Here is a 19,523-nt window from a genome sequence, read left to right as displayed (position 1 = left end):
CATAAGTAAGAGTAATGTCTGTTATTCAATTGTTATAACCATATGAGATATACATCTCAACATCGTTAATTAATTTCTCCGAATCATCTCTCGTTGTTTCTCCGTCAGAAAATCCGGCACTCCGGCATCTCAGCAAAAGATCCGATGCACTTTGCGGGATATTTTGTGCAAGAAGCATATCGGTTGTAAGCTCTAAATCACCGGCCAGATGATACCTCAGCGCTTTGCCGGCATAGGACGCAGAATCAGGATACAACCCTTCGTCAAAGGCAGTTTTAGCCTGCATCAGATACTCATCCGAAAGCGAAGCGCGGGTTAGACCGTTCGTTACCGTGGAGGACGGGGGTATGGAAATATGCGTATGCCTTCTTCTCCAGTATAGAATACCAGCAATGGAGAGAACAAGAACGAGAACAATCACCATCCATGGTGAAAAGAGGTCTGTCTCATACAGAGTCTCAACCGAGGTCACATTGTCGCTTGTCAGATGCGAAATAATTTCTGCAGATCTTCCATTGGAATCCGTGAGATGGACCATAATAACTATCTCTCCATCACTGGCATCACTTTGGGTATATGAATGAAGATAACCTTCGGCATTCATGTCCGAAACTGCCGAGAGATACCGGGTATCCTTTTGCAGAATTATAGGGATGCCTGCCGGAGCATCGGCTGTGGATGAAATATTACTCTGCGTCCCGGAAATATTTCCGGAAAGCTCAGCTTCGTTTCCTGCTGTATCCCAATAATGAAGTGAGAACGTCCCGGTATTATATTCAGAGGAGCGGATATAGGTATCAACTGCCAAATAACCATAGCTGGTGATTGACTCCTCAAGAAAAATGAAATCGGGAACTGTTTGCAGATATGAAGTAAATTCCTCGTCATGATTCTCTGTCTGATTCAAAGAGAGATCAGGAATCTGATCTCCATACTCAGAAGTCACGGATCCTGCTGTTTGGGAGGAGGAACTTGACGTTGTACCGCTTCCAACTGAGACGGCGGGCGTTACAACATGAACGGATTCGGTACTCGAGATCGTTACCGACTGAGTTACAACTGGATCAGTGCGAAATGTTACAGACGGCAAGGTTACATCGCGCAAAGTGCCGGAGGAATCTGTGTAGGTAAATATCAGATTTACTATAAGTTCCTCGCCTTCGGATAGGGCAGGGATATTGACGGGAAATGTAGAGGCATCGGAAAATACCGTTCGATCCGTCACGCGTGATTCGCGATAAACCGATTCTCCAGATATCCACACGTCGCTGATCGTAAGCTTGCCCGGGATATCATATCCGGCATCCTGCAGCAGGGTTAATGTTAGTGTGGAGGATATTCCAGGATCGACGTGAAATTCCTGGGCTTCGGAGGTGAAGATCACCTCAGCTGACACAGGAGCGGCAAGCAGAGCGAGAATTAATATAAGGAAGAGAATAAATCTCAATCTCATGGAATCACCCGTCTGCCCCCATACCTGAGGTAGCCTTCCAATAAAAGCAGCAGGAGAATCGGCCAGAAGAACCAGGACTGAATACTGGTCTCGACCGGCTCTCTTATAATAGATGTTTGAATAGTATTCTGAATCTGTACAAGCGTTTTCTCATCAACCGAGCGGAAGTACTCTCCACCGGTGATTTCCGCAATCGATCTAAGCGTTTCCTCATCGAGCGAAGCATACTGCTGGACCCCGTCAGAAGAGACTTCCACCGGGGACTCGCTTCCAACCCCGATTGTATATACAACGACACCGGAATTTTTCGCATACTCTGCCGCCTCTTGCGGGGTTATCATGCCGGAGTTGGAGACTCCGTCGGAGAGCAGGACCACAATATAGGTTCCGGCAGGTATCGCAGTAACCATATCGACGGCCAGAGCAAGCCCATCTCCAAGTGCAGTTTTTCCGGTCTTCACGGATACCTGTTCAAGACGTGAAACAACGCGATTTTTATCAGAACTCAGGTATGCGGCACTCGATGCACCCGACTCAAAAATAACAACGCCGGCAGTATCCGATTCACTTAACGAGCGAATCAGGATTTCTGAGGAACCTTTTGCAGCTTCAACCCGGGTCGGGCTGTAATCAGATGCCGACATACTCGCAGAAACGTCCAAAGCGACAACAAGATTCACATTTTCTGAGGCAGAAACAAGAGGGATATGAGGATCGGCAGCTCCGACGACTACACATCCCAGTATCAGGAGAAAAACGAGAAAGAGAAGTTTCTCCCGTTTTTTCAGATCAGTATGCTGGGCCTCATGCAGAAAAGGGTGAGATGAAAATATCACGGCTTTTCGTTTCTTTTCAGCTACAGCTTTGTGGTACCAGTACCACAATATCGGCAAACCAAGAAGCAGAAGAAGATACAATGGATGAGAAAAACCTGCCATTATACACCTCTGAAAAATACCTGCTGAAGCGTCTTGACAACTGATCCGTCAGTTTTCAGGGGGATAATCTGAGCCCCGGAAGAATGAAAAATACCATTACAGGTATTCTCAGCATCTTTTGCAGCGGCAGAAAAACCTCTGCGAACATCAGGATCCGAAGTATTGACCAGATATTGTCTGCCTGATTCAGGATCTTCGAGAATGATTCTACCGACATCGGGCAGAACGTATTCTCGGGAATCGGAAACACGAATGGCAGATAGACGATGCCTCTCTGCAAGAAGCCGAATTCCTGCTGAGAAATTATTATCCTGAAAATCTGATATGAAAACGATGGAAGAGGATTTGGCTATTCTGGATGCCAGGTCACAGCAGACGGACTGGATATCGGTCCGGGTATTTTGTCCATCGGCTTCTGCAAGAGTAGTGAGAAGAAGATACAGGTGAGCTGAACCACGTTTGGCCTGGATGAACGTTTCCACAGAGGAGGTAAAGAGGAAGAGTCCAAGAGGAATATGGGCATTTTCCGCTGAGAGAAGAATTGATGCTGCAGCAATTTTTGCCGTCATGCATTTACTCATATCCGAACCGAAATGTTCGGATGCTGACAAATCAACACCGACATACAGGGTCAGATCCGGTTCTTCAGCGTGAATTCGGATGTGCGGAATTCCGGTCCGTGCAGTGACATTTTTATCGAGGGCACGTACATCATCGCCGCACTGATACTCACGCAGATCGACAAACTCCGTACCGACCCCTGCTCTTTGGGAAAGGAACGAACCTGACACACCTTGGGGTCTGCTGAAATGGGCCGCAACAGGTCGGGATTTTTCGAGAAGCTCGGATAAACGCTGATTCATGGAATAGAGACTGTTTTCAGAATATTCGTGATTACGGAATCAGGTGTGATGCCGTCTATCTGTGCCTCGAAACTTAATCTGATTCTGTGGCGAAGAACCTCGTATGCGACCCGGACCACATCATCGGGCGTTACATAACTTCTCTCATGCATAAGAGCATGGGCCTTCGCACACATCAAGAGACCAATGGAAGCCCGGGGTGAAGCGCCGCTGGTGATAAAAGGCGTGTTTGTTCGTGTTGCCCCGACGATTTCAGCAATGTATCGGTGAATTTTTTCGTTTGCGTAGATTTTTTTAACAGAGTTTTGTACAGCCATTACTCTTTCAATCGAAATAACAGGTTCTGCCAAAGGAGCCTGCTCACCGCACACCCGTTCCAGAATTTTTATCTCATCTTCCACCGACGGGAGGGACATGATGATTTTTGTCATGAACCGATCGGTCTCGGCTTCCGGCAGCGGGTAGGTTCCTTCCGACTCGAGAGGATTTTCCGTTGCAATAACAAAAAACGGTGACGGAAGGGGGAAGGTAGTCCCCTGAATCGTCACCTGATGTTCCTGCATTCCTTCAAGAAGAGCAGACTGTACTTTGGGAGGGGCACGGTTGATCTCATCTGCTAATATGATATGATGAAAAACGGGGCCCAACACGGTGGTAAACTCATTCGATTTGAGATTAAACACGACGGTTCCGGTAATGTCCGAGGGGAGAAGATCTGGAGTAAACTGAATGCGGGAGAAACTGCCGTTGATAGAGCCAGCAAGAGAACGTGCAAGCAGGGTTTTAGCGACGCCGGGGACTCCTTCTAGCAGGACATTACCCCCGGCAAGGAACGTAAGTAATGTTTTTTCGATAGCATTTTCCTGCCCTACAATAATTTTCCGTAACTGGGATTTCAGATTTAAAATATCCTGTGATATGCCGGGATCCACTGTACCGCTCTCCATTATACTTGATAGTAATGTTTGTCGCGCCAGATATATGAGATATCTGCCAAAATATTAACTACATTTATTTAACACAACTCATAATCTATATCCCCCAGAAAATGAGATAAATAGTAAAGTATGATTGGTAATTCTCATATCAGAAAAATCATCCTGGCATCAATTATCCTGATCTCCCTTCTCTTAGTTGGTGCCGGATCAGCAGCGTTTGCAGAAAACGGCCCATTCCCCGGAACAGAGGATGTTTTCCTGAAGATATCAAATGATGTCAGATTCGACAATACCGGAAACAACACATATTATCTTCCAACAAGCCTTGGAACAGAAAGTATGCACATTTCTGAGAGTTCCCAAAAGAGCTCTTCCAATCCGGCAGTAGTAACAAACAACCAATCCGGGACCTTCTATGTCTATGAAACAGGGGGTGCCGGATACATCGATGATGTGGTTTTAATGGTAGGTGTGTCGGGAGATATTTCCGATGACTTCAAGATAAAAATCTCATCCAGCGGTTATGTCTGGGAACCGGTTGCCCAAAACAGCTTCAAATCTCTTGATTTCGCATCTGTAGCGACATATAAGACCAACGCCATATCAACCTCGTTTGATAAATCCGATCTTCTGTACGGACCAGTGTCTCTCAGACCGGCTGATGCTGCAGGATTAACCTTCTATCCAACACAGACAACGAATGAAAAGTTCTATGTAATGCTTGTGGATCTTGATGTTGGAACATGTACCATAGCAAACGGCAATCTGATAAACAACGGATGTGCCGAGATTGATTACGAGATCTCCGGAGTCACGGGTGAGGTCACCTTTATTCCATACGGATACCGCGACATTCCAAAGAATGATCCAAAGCAGGTTCTCGGATGGACGGCCGCAAGCACCGAAGGAATAACAGTGGAATGTACCGATACCCCGGTAACTGAGCCGACTAAGTCACCGATCAGCGCATTCCTTATCATTGCCGGCATTATGGGATCAGCATATCTGGTTGCGAGACGAAAGTAAAATCTGGATTTTGGAGCCTGCATGAACAAAGTAGAGAAAATATTGTACACAGTGCTCCTCCTGATGGTCGTTGGATGTTGGCCGGCATTTGCCGCGGATACCGCAGGTGAGGTTCTTCCCTCATACAAACAGGTGGATATCTCAACATCCGACGGAACAATATACACAGTCAGATTCGATGATGAGGGTGGACTGAATTCATTGCATCTTACGACAATCCCGGAAGAACCTTACGGTCAGGTAACAACAACGAACCGCCAGACGGGGACGATCTATGTTTCCTATACCGGCGGCAGAGGATTCAATGACAGAATCATTCTGATGATTGCCGTGAATGGGTCCATCTCCGATGATTTTGCTCTCCACCTTATCTCCAGCGGATATCAGTGGAGCCCAACACCAATCCTAAACATCGGGCCGGCATATGACGATCTGACTTATGCAGAGCAGGCGGCAGTGACAACCTTGACTGCGGAGTATTTCACATATGCCTCGCAGACATGGAAGCCGGCAGGTATCGAAAATTATCCAATCTACTTCGGACAAAATACATCTGACGCATCGAATGGATTTTCCATCCTTTTTTTTGATACGAAAGCTGGCAATCTTGGAGTAAACAGCGGCCTTACCGGTCTTCGCGATCAGGGAGCGGTCAAGATCGAGTATGCATTCGAAAATCTCAGCGGTAGTGCTGTTTTCAATGCTTATGCATGGTGTAATCAGTCAAACGAGGGAGAGGGAATTTCCTGGACAAACCGTGTCGTTGACGACGGAAAGGGCGGTTCAAGCGGCTATACTGTTTTAGGAAGCGGTCTCTCGCCGGATTCAGGAGAATTTATCACCACAGTTTCATCCGAGGAATATTCCCCAACGGAAGAGACAGAAAACCAACAGGATACTCCAAAAAATCCGATCGGGTTGTGCGGAATCGGAGCAGGTATCTGCGGTGCTGCAGTCATTTTCAGAAAAAACGGCAATCGGTGATTTAATCACCAAAGGTGATTTGAGTCTGGACGAACTTATTATGCCGTCACAAGACATATGATGTAAGGATTATGCGTATTATCAATATTATCGGCCATTCCAACTCGGGAAAGACGACGCTGATAACCAGGCTCATCCCCCTCCTTTCCGCAGTCGGCAGTGTAGCAACGATAAAACACATGGGGCACCACTCGTGGCAATTACCCGAAGGAAAGGATACCACAATTCACTTTGAAACAGGGGCACAAATATCTGCAGGGATCGATCTGGAGAAAACAGTGCTCAGCATGAGAACCACAGACGTACGCGATATTCTGGATTTCTATGCATGGAAAGGATACGACTATGCAGTGGTCGAAGGGTTTAAACAGGAGTCATTCTCTACAGTAGTCCTTGGAGATATCGAGGGGAAAAATGTCGTTCTTCGCGAAGCTACAGCCGAAGAAATTTTTGCAAAACGCGAGCTCTTCGACATCTACGTCCCAAAGAAGAGATAAATGAATTTTTTTGTCGGCCGGCAGATATCCGGCAGACGACCATATAAAATTATTTTTTTAACGAGAACTCGGCGGTCTCATCACGCTGATCTCCCACGATCATTTTGAATAACCCTGGTTTTGTCTTGGGTATCAAACAGAGCGGGCATTTCCAGGAATCCGGAATGTCCTCATATTTCGTGCCGGGAGCAACATTGTGAGCAGGATCACCTTTCTCTTCATCATAAATCCAGCCACAATAAATACAGTACCACTTTGCCATTTACTATAATTTTGTATGGCAAAGATATGAACCTGACTTTCAGGTTACTCTTTGGGTGAGTGGTGTTTTTTGCCAGAGAAACAACCCAGCATACATGCCTGTACTTTTATATTATGCACATTGCAGTAATTTCCCACCATGGTAATCGGTATCGCGTACTTTTCACTTATTTCATGAGCTTTGGCGCAAGTGATCTCGGTAGTGATTCCCTCTCTTAAAAACGCATCTTCGACTTTTTCGAGTGACATACGCTGTAATTTGAACGGATAAAAAGATAAGATTTTTGAATCAGATCATTTAGTATCGGAGATGAGACGTTTATTTTCAATGCCAACAAAGAAGGCAGGGTCTGCTTTTTTCAGAACAAATGCTTTGAAGTCATCGAAACCTTCGCTTTCGATCTGTTCCCGGAAACGGGAGCCTGATCTTGCATAGCGGCGGATCCAGTCGATAATCCCATCCACAACGACCAGAAGAGCCTCTTCCGACGATACGGAGATAAGGTATCTGCCGATATGCGGAGTGCGTCCATGACTGCCTCCAACCATGATCTGATAGCCGAGGGGTTCCCCCTGGATTACATGATAGTGGCAGGTCTCGATACAGTTCCCGCATGTATTGCAGATATCATGATCAAGACTGACGGCCCCTTGACGAACGGAAAGGGCATGTTCTTTACAATATGCCACGCAGGTCCCGCAGCCGGAACAGAGATTCGGATTGCGAATGGGTTTTTGAATGCCGATAATACCGATATCACTTTCCCAGCTGGATACGCAGGAGTTTGGACATGACGAAATAGCAATTCTGACCCGGATTGAGAGTTCTTTTCGGAAATATTTTTCATCGATTTTTTTTGCAAGGCCGACACTGTCTATGTTGGCATATTTACACCGGAGGGTTCCCGGGCATGCCGTGACATTCACCACCTCAGTGAACTCGGCACCGATCGGCGTCCCGTTTTTCTCAAGAGCAGCATTCATTTTATCGAGAGTATCAGGCTTGACATTGGGGATCTCGAATGTCTGGCGAGCCGTAACATGGAGCGTCCCGTCCCCGTATTTTTTGGCGATAGTGGCAAGACCGCGGACCTGCTCGACGGTAACAACCCCTGCGGGAAGACGGATACGCACCGTACAATAGTCAGCATTCTTCTGAGTAATCACGCCGCCCAAAACATGTATGCCGGAATCACCATACTCTCTGAATATGTTCATAAAGGAAAGTTAGTCAGAGAACAGTTAATACCTACCGGTATCTGCAATAAAGATGCCCGAAAAAATGGAGAGGGAGACGATAGAATCGTCTCTGCCACAACCAAAAAAGGTTGTGTCGATCTGAGAAAATTATTTCTTCAGATACAGTTTGGCATAGATCGGCTGACCTTTGCGCGTCGGGTGACGCTCACCAAGATCGCCGTTGTATACTGCGAACTTTGCCTTGGTTCCTGCAACTTCGAGTTCTGCATCCTCAAAGTATGCGTAACCTGGCATCATAACGTCAACAGTTCCAAAGAGGTAAATCTCACCGCGGGAAGCCTGACCGCCGAGGCGGCTCTTTGCATTTCCTTTGATGACAACTTTACCGCCGTCTGCATGGGTCATGACATGAACATCGACATTTCCGCCGATGATGATCTCACCGCCGGTCATGAAGGTAGCACAGTCGCTGCCAACATTGCCAAGCACAGTGATCTTGCCGCCGGACATACCTCTCCAGTCTCCACGATAGGAGGCTGCGAGGTAGTTCCCGGCATTTCCTTCTGCGATGATCTCGCCGCCGGACATGGACGTAGCTGCAAAGTGACCGATATCTCCTTTGGCAGTAATTTTGCCGCCGGACATGAAGGCTCCAACATACATATCTGCGTTGCCGTTGATCACGACTTCGCCTGCAGTCATCTTCGAGCCGATATATTTGACACGGCTGGTGTCGCCTTTGATTACCAGTTTGGTATCAGCAGCGGTAGCTCCGGCTTTTCCATCGACAGCAAAGTAGTCGCCGACGGTTTCTGTGGTTTTACCAATGTAGATCGGGAGTTTGGAGATGGCGTCAGCAGACTTGCCTGCAATTGCGTCGGGGGTAAAACACTCGGCTTCAATAAATAACGCCGGCTGTTTTGTAATAGTGATTGTAACAGTGTTCATCTTTTGACCTCACTGTGTTGCATCAACTTTAATGACGCAGGGATTCTTCATGAATGCGTGCTCTTCAACTTCGTAGTTCTTCTCGGTAACGGTGTAATATTTCGTGAACATTTCACTGATATCACGCTCGACCTGCTTGTTCGGATTGGTTGCGACATCAACCCAGTAGGTCTTCTTGTTACCGTTGCTGACAATCTCACTGTCATTGATAATGATGTGTCCATCTTTAATAAGATAGGTTGCATTGCCAAATGCCCACTCGATCTTCTCGGCATCGTTGCCGTCGGTATCTGGGTTAAATGGATACACAGCGATATCTGCCTGCATACCGATTCCAAGACCTCCGCAGCGGTCTGCAAGACCGAGAGCCTTGGCAGTACCCGCACGAGTCATCATGGCAATCTCGTAGAGAGTCAGTTCACGGTCAATGGAGGAAAGACTCGATCTGTCCCGAACCTTATCTTCGTTCTTCATGGTATGAAGGAGAGCCTCACGTGATTCCTGATTCATAAGCCACTTCATTACACGCGGGTACCGGGTAAACGGACCTGCATTCGGGTGGTCGGTTGTCAGGTAGCATCTCATGTGGTCTTTGGCAAGGAGCGCCATTTCAAGACCAATGGACCACTGAACACCGCAGACGTAAACATCCTTGCTGTAGATGTACGGAACGATTCCCGAACCGCATTCAACTTCAACGTCAGTGTTTGCCCACTTAAGGTGGTTTAAGGCAGTCAGGTGGTGCTCGAATGGACCATCACCAGTCATGGTTGTCGTCTCGTCAAGAGTTACAAAACCGATATCACAGGTAATGTTCTTGTTCTTGTTGATGTAGTCCATGACTTCAGGACCTTTGGACTCGAAGTCTCCCCACGTTGTTCCGCCATATGAGTGGAACTGGATGTGGGTGTGGTGAAGAACCTGCTCACGGCCAAACTTGTTGTCGGCTTTTATGCCTTCGGCAATTTTAAGCGAATCAAGCGTGGTCGTGTAGTTCCCCGGATTTCCGAGGTTGTTTCCATGAAGGTGCAGTGAGTGCGGAAGGTGGAGAGTTTCGTTTGCCTTAAGCAGTCCACCAATGATTTCACGCGGCGTGATCTCAAAGTAGGGGACCGGATCATTTACAGTAAGGCAGTTGAGACCCCAGCTCCATGCTTCAGTTCCACCGGGATTGACACATTTGATACCATATCCTTTGGTAGAGCGAAGAAGCCAGGCAATGTATGCAGCCGCATTGTCATACTCGCCATTCTTGAGATACTCGAGCATGAACCAGTTGTTACCAAACATCGGGAACGCACCCTGATCAAGAATCGGAGTGTCACGCATCTCTTCGTGCGTGTGGCGGGCATACAGTGGCGGCATTGCTGCCTCAAAGACAGTAGTGTATCCAAGGTCTGCATACTTATATGCAGTCTTGAAGACGGTCGGAACCGAGTATCCGCCAGACATGTGGCGAACACCGCGTGTTGGTTCGTAGACCGACTGAAGCTTGTCTTCGGGACGGAAGTTTCTGCCAACGTTGACCTTTGCTCCGGCAACGTGAGTGTGGATATCCACACCACCAGCCATGACGGTCATTCCGGTTGCATCGATAACCTTTGCTGAGCTGGAAACCTTGTCAACGATCTTGCCGTCTTTGACAGCAATATCTTTTTTATCGCCTTTTATTCCCAGGGTAGGGTCAAAGACGAATCCGTTTTTAATGAGGATTTCAGTCATGGTTCTTATGCAGCTCCTTTAATTGTCATTACTTCTGCCAGAACAAGTTTCAGGAACTCATCATCGGTAAGCATACCTGCCGGCGGGTCAACGACCTTTCTTGATTCGATTGGGACGTTGTCCATACGATAGCAGGAACCGCCAACTTCAACCCCAACAAATGCTACTGGAACGTGGCACTTGGAGACGGCTGCGGTCGGGGTAATATGCGGATCGATACATACTGACGGGAGTTTGTAGATTTCCTGAACGGATTTGTTGGGGAAGTGGGATCCCGGATCACTACCAAGAACGAAGCATGCATCAACTTCATTTCGGAGAAGGAGATCGTTCGAACTTGTTTCTCCCGGATTGTACCGGGCGAAGCCGCGGGATAAGTCAACACAGAACGGGAAGCCGAACTGCCAGCCAAGCACCTGACCAGAGCCGGTCACATTATAGTGGCCACGCATTGGAATGATGGATGCTTTGGTGTATTCGTTCAAATCGCGGGTAACCGCGATTGCTTCATCAATGTTGTGGTTCTTACCAAGGGAGTGGGTGACACCCATTCCGAAGAAGATCGTAACAAATCTTCCGCTCTTTAAGAGACGGGCTACTTCATAGATCTTGTCTTTGGGAACGCCTGCAACAACATCCGGCAGAGGGCCGTTTTTAAAGGCTACACGAAGTGCGTCAAGCAGTTCGTAGTCGCGACCCTGTTCGATCTGGATGTGATAGTCAGCAAGGGATGCTGTGTCGGTCGGGCGGGGATCAACAACAATAATTTTTCTGCTCTTGGATCCTTTTCCCGTGAAATAACCTCTCGGGAAAATCGAGTATCTGGACATGTGACGGGGGTGAGCATGTGCCGGGTTGCATCCCCAAAAGACGATGCGATCAGCACGGTTCTTAACTTCACCAAGTGTACATGACGGGATACCCACATCGTGGACTGCAATCAGAGATGGTCCATGGCAGACGGTTGCGGTATTATCAACAATACCTCCAACCTGTTCTGCGATCATGTGACCGGTCGCCTGTGCTTCGCAGGATGTTGAGGACCAACCGTACATTAACGGTTTCTTTGCTTCGCAGAGGATTTTTGCAGTATATTTTGCTGCTTCTGCGTAGCTGATATCTTTCCAAGTCCCATCATCCTGTTTCATGCGGGGGCGGATAATTCTGTCCGATGCCTGTGAGTGAAGGAATTTGGTGGCTCCAATTGCGCATGCATTGCGAACCTCCAGGATTTGTTTTCCGTCATCGCTTACTTCGACTTCAAGGTCGTCGCAAAGCGTTCCACAGAACGGGCAGATTACATCAGTAACCAGTTTTGACATAGTTTTACACCTCTTACTGTCCACATGCTTTAAGAACGACAGATAATGAGTCGAGAACCGTCTCATTTTCTGCAGGTTCAACGGTAACTTTGGTACCTTTGAATGTCGGCATTCCTGTGGAGTAGGTATTGATATCAACTACCATGTTGGCCCAGGGACCCATTGGAATCCATCCGATTCCCGGGTGGGGACCCTGAGTTGCCTCGATGGCTTTGACGATAATACTACCATACTCGCTGGTAACGCGGACATTGGTATTTTTCCAGATGCCGAGTTTTTTGATATCTGAAGGATCCAGTTCGATGATTCCGCAGGCTTTCATGTAGTCAGTCTTTTCTTTTCCGGACTCCATGGAAACACCCTGCTGGATCGTCCTTCCGGTGATCAGATTCAGAGTAATCGTGTTCATAAACTCATGTGCTCCTATTATATTCTGCTGAGTTTGCCAAAAAGATACGTGTGGAGATAATTTTTCATTAAATTATCTTTGCCCACACATTAGCTCCTTTTGTTAAACTCCGCGATGGGGCTCGGACCAATCTCTTTGATAGTATTAATCACGTCGGTAATTACGACTGCCCACTTTGCACCTTCCGATGCTGACACGAAGGTCATACGGAAGCGCCTGTGTTCGATACCCATGTTGTTGAGAATACTCTTTACAAGGAACATTCTCTTTGCTGCCTTGAAGTTTCCTGCAAGGTAGTGGCAGTCACCAAAGTGACAGCCGGACACGAGAACACCGTCTGCTCCGTCAGCGAAAGCTTTCAGAACAAACAGGGTGTCGATACGACCAGTACACATGACACGGACAATTCTGATGTCAGGAGGATACTGGGTACGGGCTGATCCAGCACCGTCTGCTCCGGCATATGAACACCAGTTGCAGATGATACCGATAATCTTTGGTTTCCACTCATCAGACATTACTGTTCACCTCCAAGGAAGAATGCATCAATCTGAGCCAGAATCTGGGGGCTCGTAAAGTGCTGCATCTTGATTGCACCGCCTGGGCAGAAACCACCACAGGTACCACAGCCTTTACACTTTGCTGCAGTTACTTCCATAACCGTTCTGCCATCAACGATAGTCATGGACAGAGCAGAGTATGGACACTGGTTAGTACACATACCACAGCCTGCACAGATATCCTGCATACACTGAGCATAGTAAGGCTCAAGTTCGACCTGACCTGCGTGGATTGGGATGGATGCTGCAGATGCGGCACCTTCTGCCTGGGCTACGGTATCTGGAATGTCTTTTGGACCCTGACAGACACCTGCAAGGTACACACCAGCGGTGGTGGTTCCACAGGGGTTCAGCTTCGGGTGGGCCTCAAGGAGCCATTTGTCAATCGAGCACGAAACACCGAAGTGTCTGCGGACGATTTCCGTTTCTGCAGTCGGCTGAATAGCAGCTGCAAGGACAACAAGATCAACTTCGATCTCAACAGGCATACCAAGGAGCGTGTCTTCAGCGATGACCAGGAGGTTCTTGTTGGGAAGTTCCTGAATCATGGCAACACGTCCACGGATGAACTTGGCACCTTCGTGCTGGATACGGTAGTAGAACTCCTCGTATGCCTTACCGAAGGAACGGATGTCCATGTAGAAGATGTATGCTTTACAACCGGGGATCTTTTCGATGACCTGGTGAGCGTGCTTCAGCGAGTACATGCAGCAGAATCTGGAACAGTACGGCTTGCCGATACCAGTGTTGTCTCGGGAACCTGCACAAAGGACGAACGCGACAGACATCGGGGTCTCACCGTCGGAAGGACGGACAAGGTGACCAATTGTTGGACCGGATGCACAAATCAGACGCTCGAACTCAAGAGAGGTGATGACGTTGTCGTAGAGTTTGTAACCCCACTCTCTCTTCTGCTCGATCGGGAAGGTTTCGTAACCGGTTGCAATGATGACGGTTCCAACTTTGATCGTGAAGAGTTCATCTTCCATTTCAAGGTCGATGGCTTTCTTGGTTCCGCAGGCAGTAATACAGAGACCGCATTTCACACATGCATCGAAGTCGATGGTGTAGATGAGCGGAACAACCTGTGCGTGCTGGATGTAGATCGCCTTGCGAGGTGACATTCCAAATTCCCAGGTGTTGGGTTTAACGACTGGACACACAGTTGCACAGTCACCACATCCGGTACATCCTCCACCAACAATGCCTTTTGCAGCGGCTTCTGTTGGGGTCAGCACACCACGGGCGTGGCGGCGGATGGTTACGTCGAAGTTACCGATGTATCCTTCTACGTTCTCGACTTCAGCGAGAGTGTAGAGTTTGATGTTCGGCGTTCTGCCGGCCTCTGCCATTTTCGGAGACAGAATGCACTGAGAACAGTCAAGGGTCGGGAAGGTCTTGTCAAGCTGGGACATGCGACCACCGATTGTCGGTTCCTTCTCAATTAAGTAGGTCTCGATACCGGCTGCGGCAAGATCCATGGATGCCTGAATACCGCCGATACCTGCACCAACGACTAATGCACGGTGTTCAACCGGTACTGCCATCGGATAAAGGTCTTCGAGTTTTGTTGCTTTGGCAACAGCGATACGGACTGCATCTTTTGCTTTTTCCGTTCCGCCTTCCCAGTCGTGCATGTGGACCCATGAGCCCTGGTCACGAATGTTGGCCATCTCGAATCTGAACTGATTCAGACCACCGTTTGCAGTGGCAGTTCTGAAGGTCTGTTCGTGGAGACGGGGAGTACATGCTGCAACAACGATACCTGTAAGGTGGTACTGCTCGATTGCTTCTTTGATCATGTTCTGACCCGGGGTCGAACACATGTATGCATAGTTCTGAGCAACAACGACGTGAGGAATGGTTTCAGCATATTCCTTTACTGCAGGAACGTCCAGAGAACCTGCGATGTTGGTACCACAGTGGCAGATGAAGACACCGATTCTTGGTTCTTCAGCTGTAGGAGTTGATGCCTCTTTTTTACCTGTATATGCCATATTACTGTCCTCCCTTCAGTTTGTCAAGGAATGGCTGACAAGAAATCTGGTGAAGGTCAAGACCAAGTTCATTCGGAGTCATGCCCTGTGCAAGACCGAGCATTTCACAGAAGTGAAGAACCGGAATACTCCACTCAATACCAAACTTCTGGCCAATTTCAAACTGACCGCGGTCGAACTGCAGCTGGCAGAACGGACATGTGTCGACAATTGCATCAGCACCGACAGCAGCCATATTGGTGAGCTTTTCGTTGGTGATATCAAGAGCGTGAGCGATATCATATCCGCGGACTCCTCCGCCTGCACCACAGCACTGCATCTTATTGCGGTATTCAACTGCCTCTGCACCAAGAGCGTCCACGAGTTCTTCGAACCACATCGGGTGTTCGGAATCGCCGATAGCTCCTCCGGCAAACTCACGGTCCTTTGCAGGTTTGAGTAAGTGGCAGCCGTAGTGGCAGGCAACCTTCACGCCGGTGAGGGGTGTGTTGACGCTGTCTCTGAGTTTGTCAAGACCGCAAACATCATCATTGTAGTAAAGCTCAGCGAGGTGGTAGACGTTGGTAGTACCTTTGTACTCCATATCAACTTCCTTTAAGACTTCGTTGACTGAGTCACGGAGTTCATCGTTGTGCTTCAGTTTGTGGTTGACTTCCCAGATGGATTTGTAACAGCCGTTACAAATGAGGGCGATATCCATATTCATCTGTTCTGCTAAGATGAGGTTTCTTGCAGCCATTGCATACCAGACATTGAGGTCAATGGACCCGAATGCTCCAGGTGCCGGACAGCAAGATGCTCCCTTTAACGGAACAAGCTCAATACCGAGATTCTTACCGGTACGGATAGCAGATGCCTCGATACCGGGATACCGGTTCGGAGCAATGCATCCGAGGAAGAATGCGTATTTGTGCGTCTCGTGTGACATAATTACTGACCCTCCGCAAGGACTTTATCTGCGAGCTGCTTGGTTCCATATGCCTCGAGGATTTTCCGGATTGCCGGAATATATTCGGGATATTTGCAGGTGGTTTCCGGCTCGGCTTCAAGACCTAACTTGACACGGGCTGCACGGTTTGCATCACTGTTTGGAACACCGTGACCAGTGTTGTAGATGAAGTTCACCGTTGCAAGGAAGTTTTTAGGAACGATGCCCTGTCTTGCTGCAATATTTCTCATTGCCATGATAACATCGGTCGGGATGAGATTTCTTGGGCAGCGGTCAGAACAGGTATAACAGGTTGTACACAGCCAGAGATCCGGGTCGTTGAGACAAACATCTCTCATACCGAGATTGACTCTGCGCATGAAATTTCTGATCCGGTAAGTGCTTCTTGCACCTGATGGGCAGGATCCTGTACAGGTTCCGCATTGGTAACAGATGTGAGCTTCGGTTCCTCCGATCTTTTCAACTTCGGCAGTGAACGACGGGTCGCTGTCCTGCTTTGGACGGTAGTACCGGTCAGAGAGGCGTGCTGCGAGGGCAGCATCTTTGTATGCTTTTGCACTAGTCATATTGGTTCACTCCAGTTCTTTTACTTCAACGTGACCTGATGCCTCACGTACTTTGGAGGTTCTGGGGACGTAGAGTTTGTCTGCGATCTTCTTGAAGAGATCGGTCTCGGGTCCTTTGACTCTGATCGCGGTTCTCTTAAGAGTGATAACATCTTCTGACGGGCATGCATTGACACAGGCACCACAGTAAATACAGAGTTCCTTGCTGACAGCGATAACTGCTTCCTTCTCCTTCTTCATACCTACAGCAGAGGCAGGGGAGGGCAGATAAATTGCTTTGCACGGGCACACTTCGATACAGGTCGAACAGCCAGCCGGGCATTTTTCTGCGTTGAAGCTGATTTCTCCATCGAAGAACTTCTTGATGGTGACTGCTTCGGTTGGGCAGGTGTTCTCACACCATGCACAGGTGCAGCAGTTGTCAATATCAATGGTTACTTTGCCTGGAAGTTTGTTGGACTCAACAACGCGGTCAACCTTGATTGCCTCAGTTGGGCATGCAAGGGCACAGACCTGACAAGCGTTACAGAGTTTTTCATCCCAGACAATGTCACCGAGGGATTTAACCGTCTCAGCGTTGAATGGAACACGGTCTACGGAAAGTGCCGGGCAGAGTGCCGCACAGATACCACAGACGGTACACTTTTCTTTGTCAACCACGAAGGTTGTCTTTCCGGTAAGGGCTGCCTGACGCTTCTTACCATCTGCAGCATCCACACCTTCAAAGGTCGGAACATCACGGATGATTGCATCGTTTGGACAGACCTCATGGCAGACAGTACAGCGGTTACACTTGGACTCGTCGATCTCAGCAGTAATATCATACTGCGGGAAACCTTCCTGTTCAAGAATAGGCAGACTCGGTTCACCGTCAATCTCTAATCCAAGAGCATTGAACGGACATAAAATAACACACACACCACAGTAAGAACACTTTGCCGGATCTACTGAGATCGGTGCTTCGGTAGTCACTGCACCACGGCGGACTGCTCCTACAAGTCCAAGGACAATTGCCTCTTTTGGACATGCTTCAGAACAAATACCACACCCGGTACATACATTCTTTTTCAACACGAGGTGGGAAACTTTCGCGAGGAGCTTCTGCTCCATAATGACGTTGTCTCCATCAGTCTTCGTGGAGAATTTTGGATACATTGTGCTCATTGCCATGTATTAATCCTCTCCAATTTTTTTAGTGGTGGACTCCAACTACAGCTTTTGCTGCAGTGGCTCCTTCCTGCGGTCCTACCAGTCGAATAACGTTGTACGGACATGCTTCTACACACACACCGCAGCCCGCACAGAGCTCGTGTTTCACGTCAAGGATTTTAGCCTTGCCGTCAACGACGAGGTAGATCTTATCGGTCGTTGCCGGATCTACTGTGTTGAGCTCGAGTGCGTTCACGGGACATGCGACCACACAATTGTTACAACCGGTACATCGCTCCATGTTAATATGCATTGCAAATGCCATTGCTTATATGCACCAGCCTATATCGATCGAAATCAATTACTGATATGGTTTGAGTAAGATGATAGATAAAGGTTCTCAATAGAAAGAAGCTCAATTTCAGCTTAAAATTCCAGCAATAAAATATAATAATTTACTTATAACGTATTGTTAATGGTGTATGAATGAAATAACCCACAAATATTGATCAAAATAACGTCCGCGTATATCCCTTCAAATTAAAGGAGGTTAAGGAAACAATCAATTATTCAAGCTTCTTTTGAGTTAAAGGCCAATTTATGCGCGTTTTTTCAACGGACAACATATTTCTGAATATGATTAAAGCCAAAGCGATATCAACCATCTTTGTTTATCCAATGCTTGTTAATATCAGTGGGTGATTTATAAGGCGTGTCACATCGAACATATCTTATACTCATACGACCGATCTTTCTGTTAACGAAAATTCTGGTATCAAAAAATATGACAATCACATTAACCCCAGATCAGATAAAAGAAAAATTTGGACCGATGTTCTGTCACCGACTCCTTGTAATGACCGATGAAAAAAACGGCATTGCCGAAATACATGAACAATGTCATGCAAGAGGCCCTATCGAATGGGATCATATGAACCGGAGAAGAGCGAAAGGGGCACTCATCTCTGCAAAAACCGAAGGAACCTCAATGACGATGATCGCAAAAATCGGCTCGTATCCCATCAGCTTTGGACCCTCGGATACGGAACTCGGGGGACAAGCACTTGAAGCAGTTGTTGTAGAGGGAAATGAAGTACGAACCTCCTGGGCAGGAGCAGCAGGAGCAGGAGTAGGGGTCGCTGCCTGTTTATCTCAGGCTCCCGGTGTCCTCAGAACAGAATATGCGAGTGAAGAAGATCTGAAAGTTGGCGGTGCACGAATCTGCAGAAGCACTATTATTCTGCCGAAATATGAGAAGATCACTTTCGGAATAGATGATACCGATACGAAAGAAGGAGGAGCAACCTGGGTCCTTGCGTTGAAATGCGGCGAAGCCTGTTCTATCGACGGAGCCACCTTCCTTGGAATGCGGATCATCCAGCTCAACCCGAAAGCCCCTGAAAAGACCACCAACTGTACAGGTTCAGTGATCACCTTCGCAGTAAAGCCGGAAAAAAAGGCCGAGCTTATTGCATTCGTCAAAGCGTTCATCGAAGAAAAAACGATGAGTAAAACAACAGGCATCTGCTATTTTGCCGGCATCCGTCTTCCGGACTCAGCATATGCAAAGAGAGTAAAGACCGAACTGCTGACACGCGAAGAGGCAGTAACCGAGGCAGAAAAACTCGGCATCACCTTTATCGACAGTGCAAACGGAAAAGGAAGGATCGGAGCTCTTGGAGCACTTCTCTGGGCAGATGGTGGTGTAGAGGCCGCTGGTCTCTACGGCGAGACACCATAA

21 protein-coding genes are annotated in these 19,523 nt (G+C 47.9%); 4 read left to right on the top strand and 17 right to left on the bottom strand.

Annotated elements, in window-relative coordinates; translation table 11 throughout:
- Positions 1–25 precede the first annotated feature (25 nt).
- The 4 genes from MLAB_RS01315 to MLAB_RS01300 are packed head-to-tail and all read right to left on the bottom strand — an operon-like array spanning position 26 to position 4,201.
- Entirely contained in the window at positions 26–1,453 is a 1,428-nt protein-coding gene (locus MLAB_RS01315; RefSeq protein ID WP_011832632.1) for a hypothetical protein, read from the bottom strand.
- Positions 1,450–2,391: a vWA domain-containing protein gene (locus tag MLAB_RS01310; protein WP_011832631.1), complete on the bottom strand. Its 942-nt coding sequence runs from the start codon at positions 2,389–2,391 to the stop codon at positions 1,450–1,452. The genes MLAB_RS01315 and MLAB_RS01310 overlap by 4 nt, the downstream gene beginning before the upstream one ends.
- A complete protein-coding gene (locus MLAB_RS01305; protein ID WP_011832630.1) occupies positions 2,391–3,254 on the bottom strand; it encodes a DUF58 domain-containing protein in 864 nt (287 codons plus the stop codon). The genes MLAB_RS01310 and MLAB_RS01305 overlap by 1 nt, the downstream gene beginning before the upstream one ends.
- Positions 3,251–4,201, bottom strand: coding sequence for an AAA family ATPase (locus tag MLAB_RS01300; protein WP_011832629.1), 951 nt, complete (start codon positions 4,199–4,201; stop codon positions 3,251–3,253). Before MLAB_RS01300 ends, MLAB_RS01305 begins: the two co-directional genes overlap by 4 nt.
- Positions 4,202–4,321: 120 nt before the next feature.
- On the opposite strand from MLAB_RS01300, the gene MLAB_RS01295 reads away from it, so the two are divergent.
- The 3 genes from MLAB_RS01295 (at position 4,322) to mobB (ending at position 6,699) form a co-directional block, all read left to right on the top strand.
- Complete coding sequence (locus MLAB_RS01295; RefSeq protein ID WP_011832628.1) at positions 4,322–5,218, top strand: hypothetical protein; 897 nt, start codon at positions 4,322–4,324, stop codon at positions 5,216–5,218.
- A gap of 21 nt (positions 5,219–5,239) precedes the next feature.
- Positions 5,240–6,202, top strand: coding sequence for a hypothetical protein (locus MLAB_RS01290; RefSeq protein ID WP_011832627.1), 963 nt, complete (start codon positions 5,240–5,242; stop codon positions 6,200–6,202).
- 71 nt (positions 6,203–6,273) lie between these two features.
- The gene (gene mobB / locus MLAB_RS01285; RefSeq protein ID WP_011832626.1) at positions 6,274–6,699 is read left to right on the top strand and encodes a molybdopterin-guanine dinucleotide biosynthesis protein B; all 426 of its coding nucleotides are present in this window, start codon (positions 6,274–6,276) and stop codon (positions 6,697–6,699) included.
- Positions 6,700–6,748: 49 nt separating this feature from the next.
- Here mobB and MLAB_RS01280 read toward each other — a convergent pair whose 3' ends face one another.
- From MLAB_RS01280 to MLAB_RS01220, 13 genes are all read right to left on the bottom strand, one after another.
- Entirely contained in the window at positions 6,749–6,961 is a 213-nt protein-coding gene (locus MLAB_RS01280) for a rubredoxin (RefSeq protein WP_011832625.1), read from the bottom strand.
- 44 nt (positions 6,962–7,005) lie between these two features.
- Positions 7,006–7,209 carry a hypothetical protein gene (locus MLAB_RS01275; RefSeq protein WP_048061947.1) on the bottom strand — a complete coding sequence of 68 codons (204 nt, stop codon included), beginning with the start codon at positions 7,207–7,209 and terminating at the stop codon, positions 7,006–7,008.
- A 45-nt stretch (positions 7,210–7,254) separates the two neighbouring features.
- Positions 7,255–8,178, bottom strand: coding sequence for a 4Fe-4S dicluster domain-containing protein (locus tag MLAB_RS01270; RefSeq protein WP_011832624.1), 924 nt, complete (start codon positions 8,176–8,178; stop codon positions 7,255–7,257).
- A gap of 129 nt (positions 8,179–8,307) precedes the next feature.
- Positions 8,308–9,108 carry a formylmethanofuran dehydrogenase subunit C gene (locus MLAB_RS01265; protein ID WP_011832623.1) on the bottom strand — a complete coding sequence of 267 codons (801 nt, stop codon included), beginning with the start codon at positions 9,106–9,108 and terminating at the stop codon, positions 8,308–8,310.
- A 9-nt stretch (positions 9,109–9,117) separates the two neighbouring features.
- On the bottom strand, positions 9,118–10,830 hold the full coding sequence (locus tag MLAB_RS01260) for a formylmethanofuran dehydrogenase subunit A (protein WP_011832622.1): 1,713 nt from the start codon (positions 10,828–10,830) through the stop codon (positions 9,118–9,120).
- Between the two features lie 5 nt (positions 10,831–10,835).
- Positions 10,836–12,152, bottom strand: coding sequence for a formylmethanofuran dehydrogenase subunit B (locus MLAB_RS01255; RefSeq protein WP_011832621.1), 1,317 nt, complete (start codon positions 12,150–12,152; stop codon positions 10,836–10,838).
- A 13-nt stretch (positions 12,153–12,165) separates the two neighbouring features.
- Positions 12,166–12,561 (bottom strand): molybdopterin dinucleotide binding domain-containing protein, encoded by a 396-nt coding sequence (locus tag MLAB_RS01250; RefSeq protein WP_011832620.1) that lies wholly within the window; start codon positions 12,559–12,561, stop codon positions 12,166–12,168.
- Between the two features lie 89 nt (positions 12,562–12,650).
- Positions 12,651–13,079 carry a hydrogenase iron-sulfur subunit gene (locus MLAB_RS01245; protein ID WP_011832619.1) on the bottom strand — a complete coding sequence of 143 codons (429 nt, stop codon included), beginning with the start codon at positions 13,077–13,079 and terminating at the stop codon, positions 12,651–12,653.
- Positions 13,079–15,118: a CoB--CoM heterodisulfide reductase iron-sulfur subunit A family protein gene (locus MLAB_RS01240; RefSeq protein WP_011832618.1), complete on the bottom strand. Its 2,040-nt coding sequence runs from the start codon at positions 15,116–15,118 to the stop codon at positions 13,079–13,081. Before MLAB_RS01240 ends, MLAB_RS01245 begins: the two co-directional genes overlap by 1 nt.
- Before the next feature lies 1 nt (position 15,119).
- Positions 15,120–16,046 carry a CoB--CoM heterodisulfide reductase subunit B gene (hdrB, locus tag MLAB_RS01235; RefSeq protein ID WP_011832617.1) on the bottom strand — a complete coding sequence of 309 codons (927 nt, stop codon included), beginning with the start codon at positions 16,044–16,046 and terminating at the stop codon, positions 15,120–15,122.
- Between the two features lie 2 nt (positions 16,047–16,048).
- Positions 16,049–16,633: a CoB--CoM heterodisulfide reductase subunit C gene (gene hdrC, locus MLAB_RS01230; protein WP_011832616.1), complete on the bottom strand. Its 585-nt coding sequence runs from the start codon at positions 16,631–16,633 to the stop codon at positions 16,049–16,051.
- Positions 16,634–16,639: 6 nt separating this feature from the next.
- Entirely contained in the window at positions 16,640–17,803 is a 1,164-nt protein-coding gene (locus tag MLAB_RS01225) for a 4Fe-4S binding protein (protein WP_011832615.1), read from the bottom strand.
- Positions 17,804–17,825: 22 nt separating this feature from the next.
- Entirely contained in the window at positions 17,826–18,107 is a 282-nt protein-coding gene (locus tag MLAB_RS01220) for a 4Fe-4S dicluster domain-containing protein (RefSeq protein WP_011832614.1), read from the bottom strand.
- A 531-nt stretch (positions 18,108–18,638) separates the two neighbouring features.
- Between MLAB_RS01220 and MLAB_RS01215 the strand changes: the two genes are divergently transcribed.
- A complete protein-coding gene (locus MLAB_RS01215) occupies positions 18,639–19,523 on the top strand; it encodes a tRNA(Ile2) 2-agmatinylcytidine synthetase (protein ID WP_342606839.1) in 885 nt (294 codons plus the stop codon).

The sequence above is a fragment of the Methanocorpusculum labreanum Z genome (assembly GCF_000015765.1).
Taxonomy (GTDB): domain Archaea; phylum Halobacteriota; class Methanomicrobia; order Methanomicrobiales; family Methanocorpusculaceae; genus Methanocorpusculum; species Methanocorpusculum labreanum.
The sequence above is the reverse complement of the archived record's forward strand: the minus strand, read 5'-3'. Positions and strand labels throughout refer to the sequence as shown.

Coding starts and splice junctions, on each gene's coding strand:
- MLAB_RS01250 (WP_011832620.1), bottom strand. CDS start 12,561: ATGAACACGATTACTCTGAATCTGATCACCGGAAGGACGATCCAGCAG.
- hdrB (WP_011832617.1), bottom strand. CDS start 16,046: ATGTCACACGAGACGCACAAATACGCATTCTTCCTCGGATGCATTGCT.
- MLAB_RS01280 (WP_011832625.1), bottom strand. CDS start 6,961: ATGGCAAAGTGGTACTGTATTTATTGTGGCTGGATTTATGATGAAGAG.
- mobB (WP_011832626.1), top strand. CDS start 6,274: ATGCGTATTATCAATATTATCGGCCATTCCAACTCGGGAAAGACGACG.
- MLAB_RS01220 (WP_011832614.1), bottom strand. CDS start 18,107: ATGGCATTTGCAATGCATATTAACATGGAGCGATGTACCGGTTGTAAC.
- MLAB_RS01215 (WP_342606839.1), top strand. CDS start 18,639: ATGACCGATGAAAAAAACGGCATTGCCGAAATACATGAACAATGTCAT.
- MLAB_RS01225 (WP_011832615.1), bottom strand. CDS start 17,803: ATGGCAATGAGCACAATGTATCCAAAATTCTCCACGAAGACTGATGGA.
- hdrC (WP_011832616.1), bottom strand. CDS start 16,633: ATGACTAGTGCAAAAGCATACAAAGATGCTGCCCTCGCAGCACGCCTC.
- MLAB_RS01300 (WP_011832629.1), bottom strand. CDS start 4,201: ATGGAGAGCGGTACAGTGGATCCCGGCATATCACAGGATATTTTAAAT.
- MLAB_RS01245 (WP_011832619.1), bottom strand. CDS start 13,079: ATGTCTGATGAGTGGAAACCAAAGATTATCGGTATCATCTGCAACTGG.
- MLAB_RS01270 (WP_011832624.1), bottom strand. CDS start 8,178: ATGAACATATTCAGAGAGTATGGTGATTCCGGCATACATGTTTTGGGC.
- MLAB_RS01275 (WP_048061947.1), bottom strand. CDS start 7,209: ATGTCACTCGAAAAAGTCGAAGATGCGTTTTTAAGAGAGGGAATCACT.
- MLAB_RS01260 (WP_011832622.1), bottom strand. CDS start 10,830: ATGACTGAAATCCTCATTAAAAACGGATTCGTCTTTGACCCTACCCTG.
- MLAB_RS01315 (WP_011832632.1), bottom strand. CDS start 1,453: ATGAGATTGAGATTTATTCTCTTCCTTATATTAATTCTCGCTCTGCTT.
- MLAB_RS01265 (WP_011832623.1), bottom strand. CDS start 9,108: ATGAACACTGTTACAATCACTATTACAAAACAGCCGGCGTTATTTATT.
- MLAB_RS01290 (WP_011832627.1), top strand. CDS start 5,240: ATGAACAAAGTAGAGAAAATATTGTACACAGTGCTCCTCCTGATGGTC.
- MLAB_RS01305 (WP_011832630.1), bottom strand. CDS start 3,254: ATGAATCAGCGTTTATCCGAGCTTCTCGAAAAATCCCGACCTGTTGCG.
- MLAB_RS01310 (WP_011832631.1), bottom strand. CDS start 2,391: ATGGCAGGTTTTTCTCATCCATTGTATCTTCTTCTGCTTCTTGGTTTG.
- MLAB_RS01295 (WP_011832628.1), top strand. CDS start 4,322: ATGATTGGTAATTCTCATATCAGAAAAATCATCCTGGCATCAATTATC.
- MLAB_RS01255 (WP_011832621.1), bottom strand. CDS start 12,152: ATGTCAAAACTGGTTACTGATGTAATCTGCCCGTTCTGTGGAACGCTT.
- MLAB_RS01240 (WP_011832618.1), bottom strand. CDS start 15,118: ATGGCATATACAGGTAAAAAAGAGGCATCAACTCCTACAGCTGAAGAA.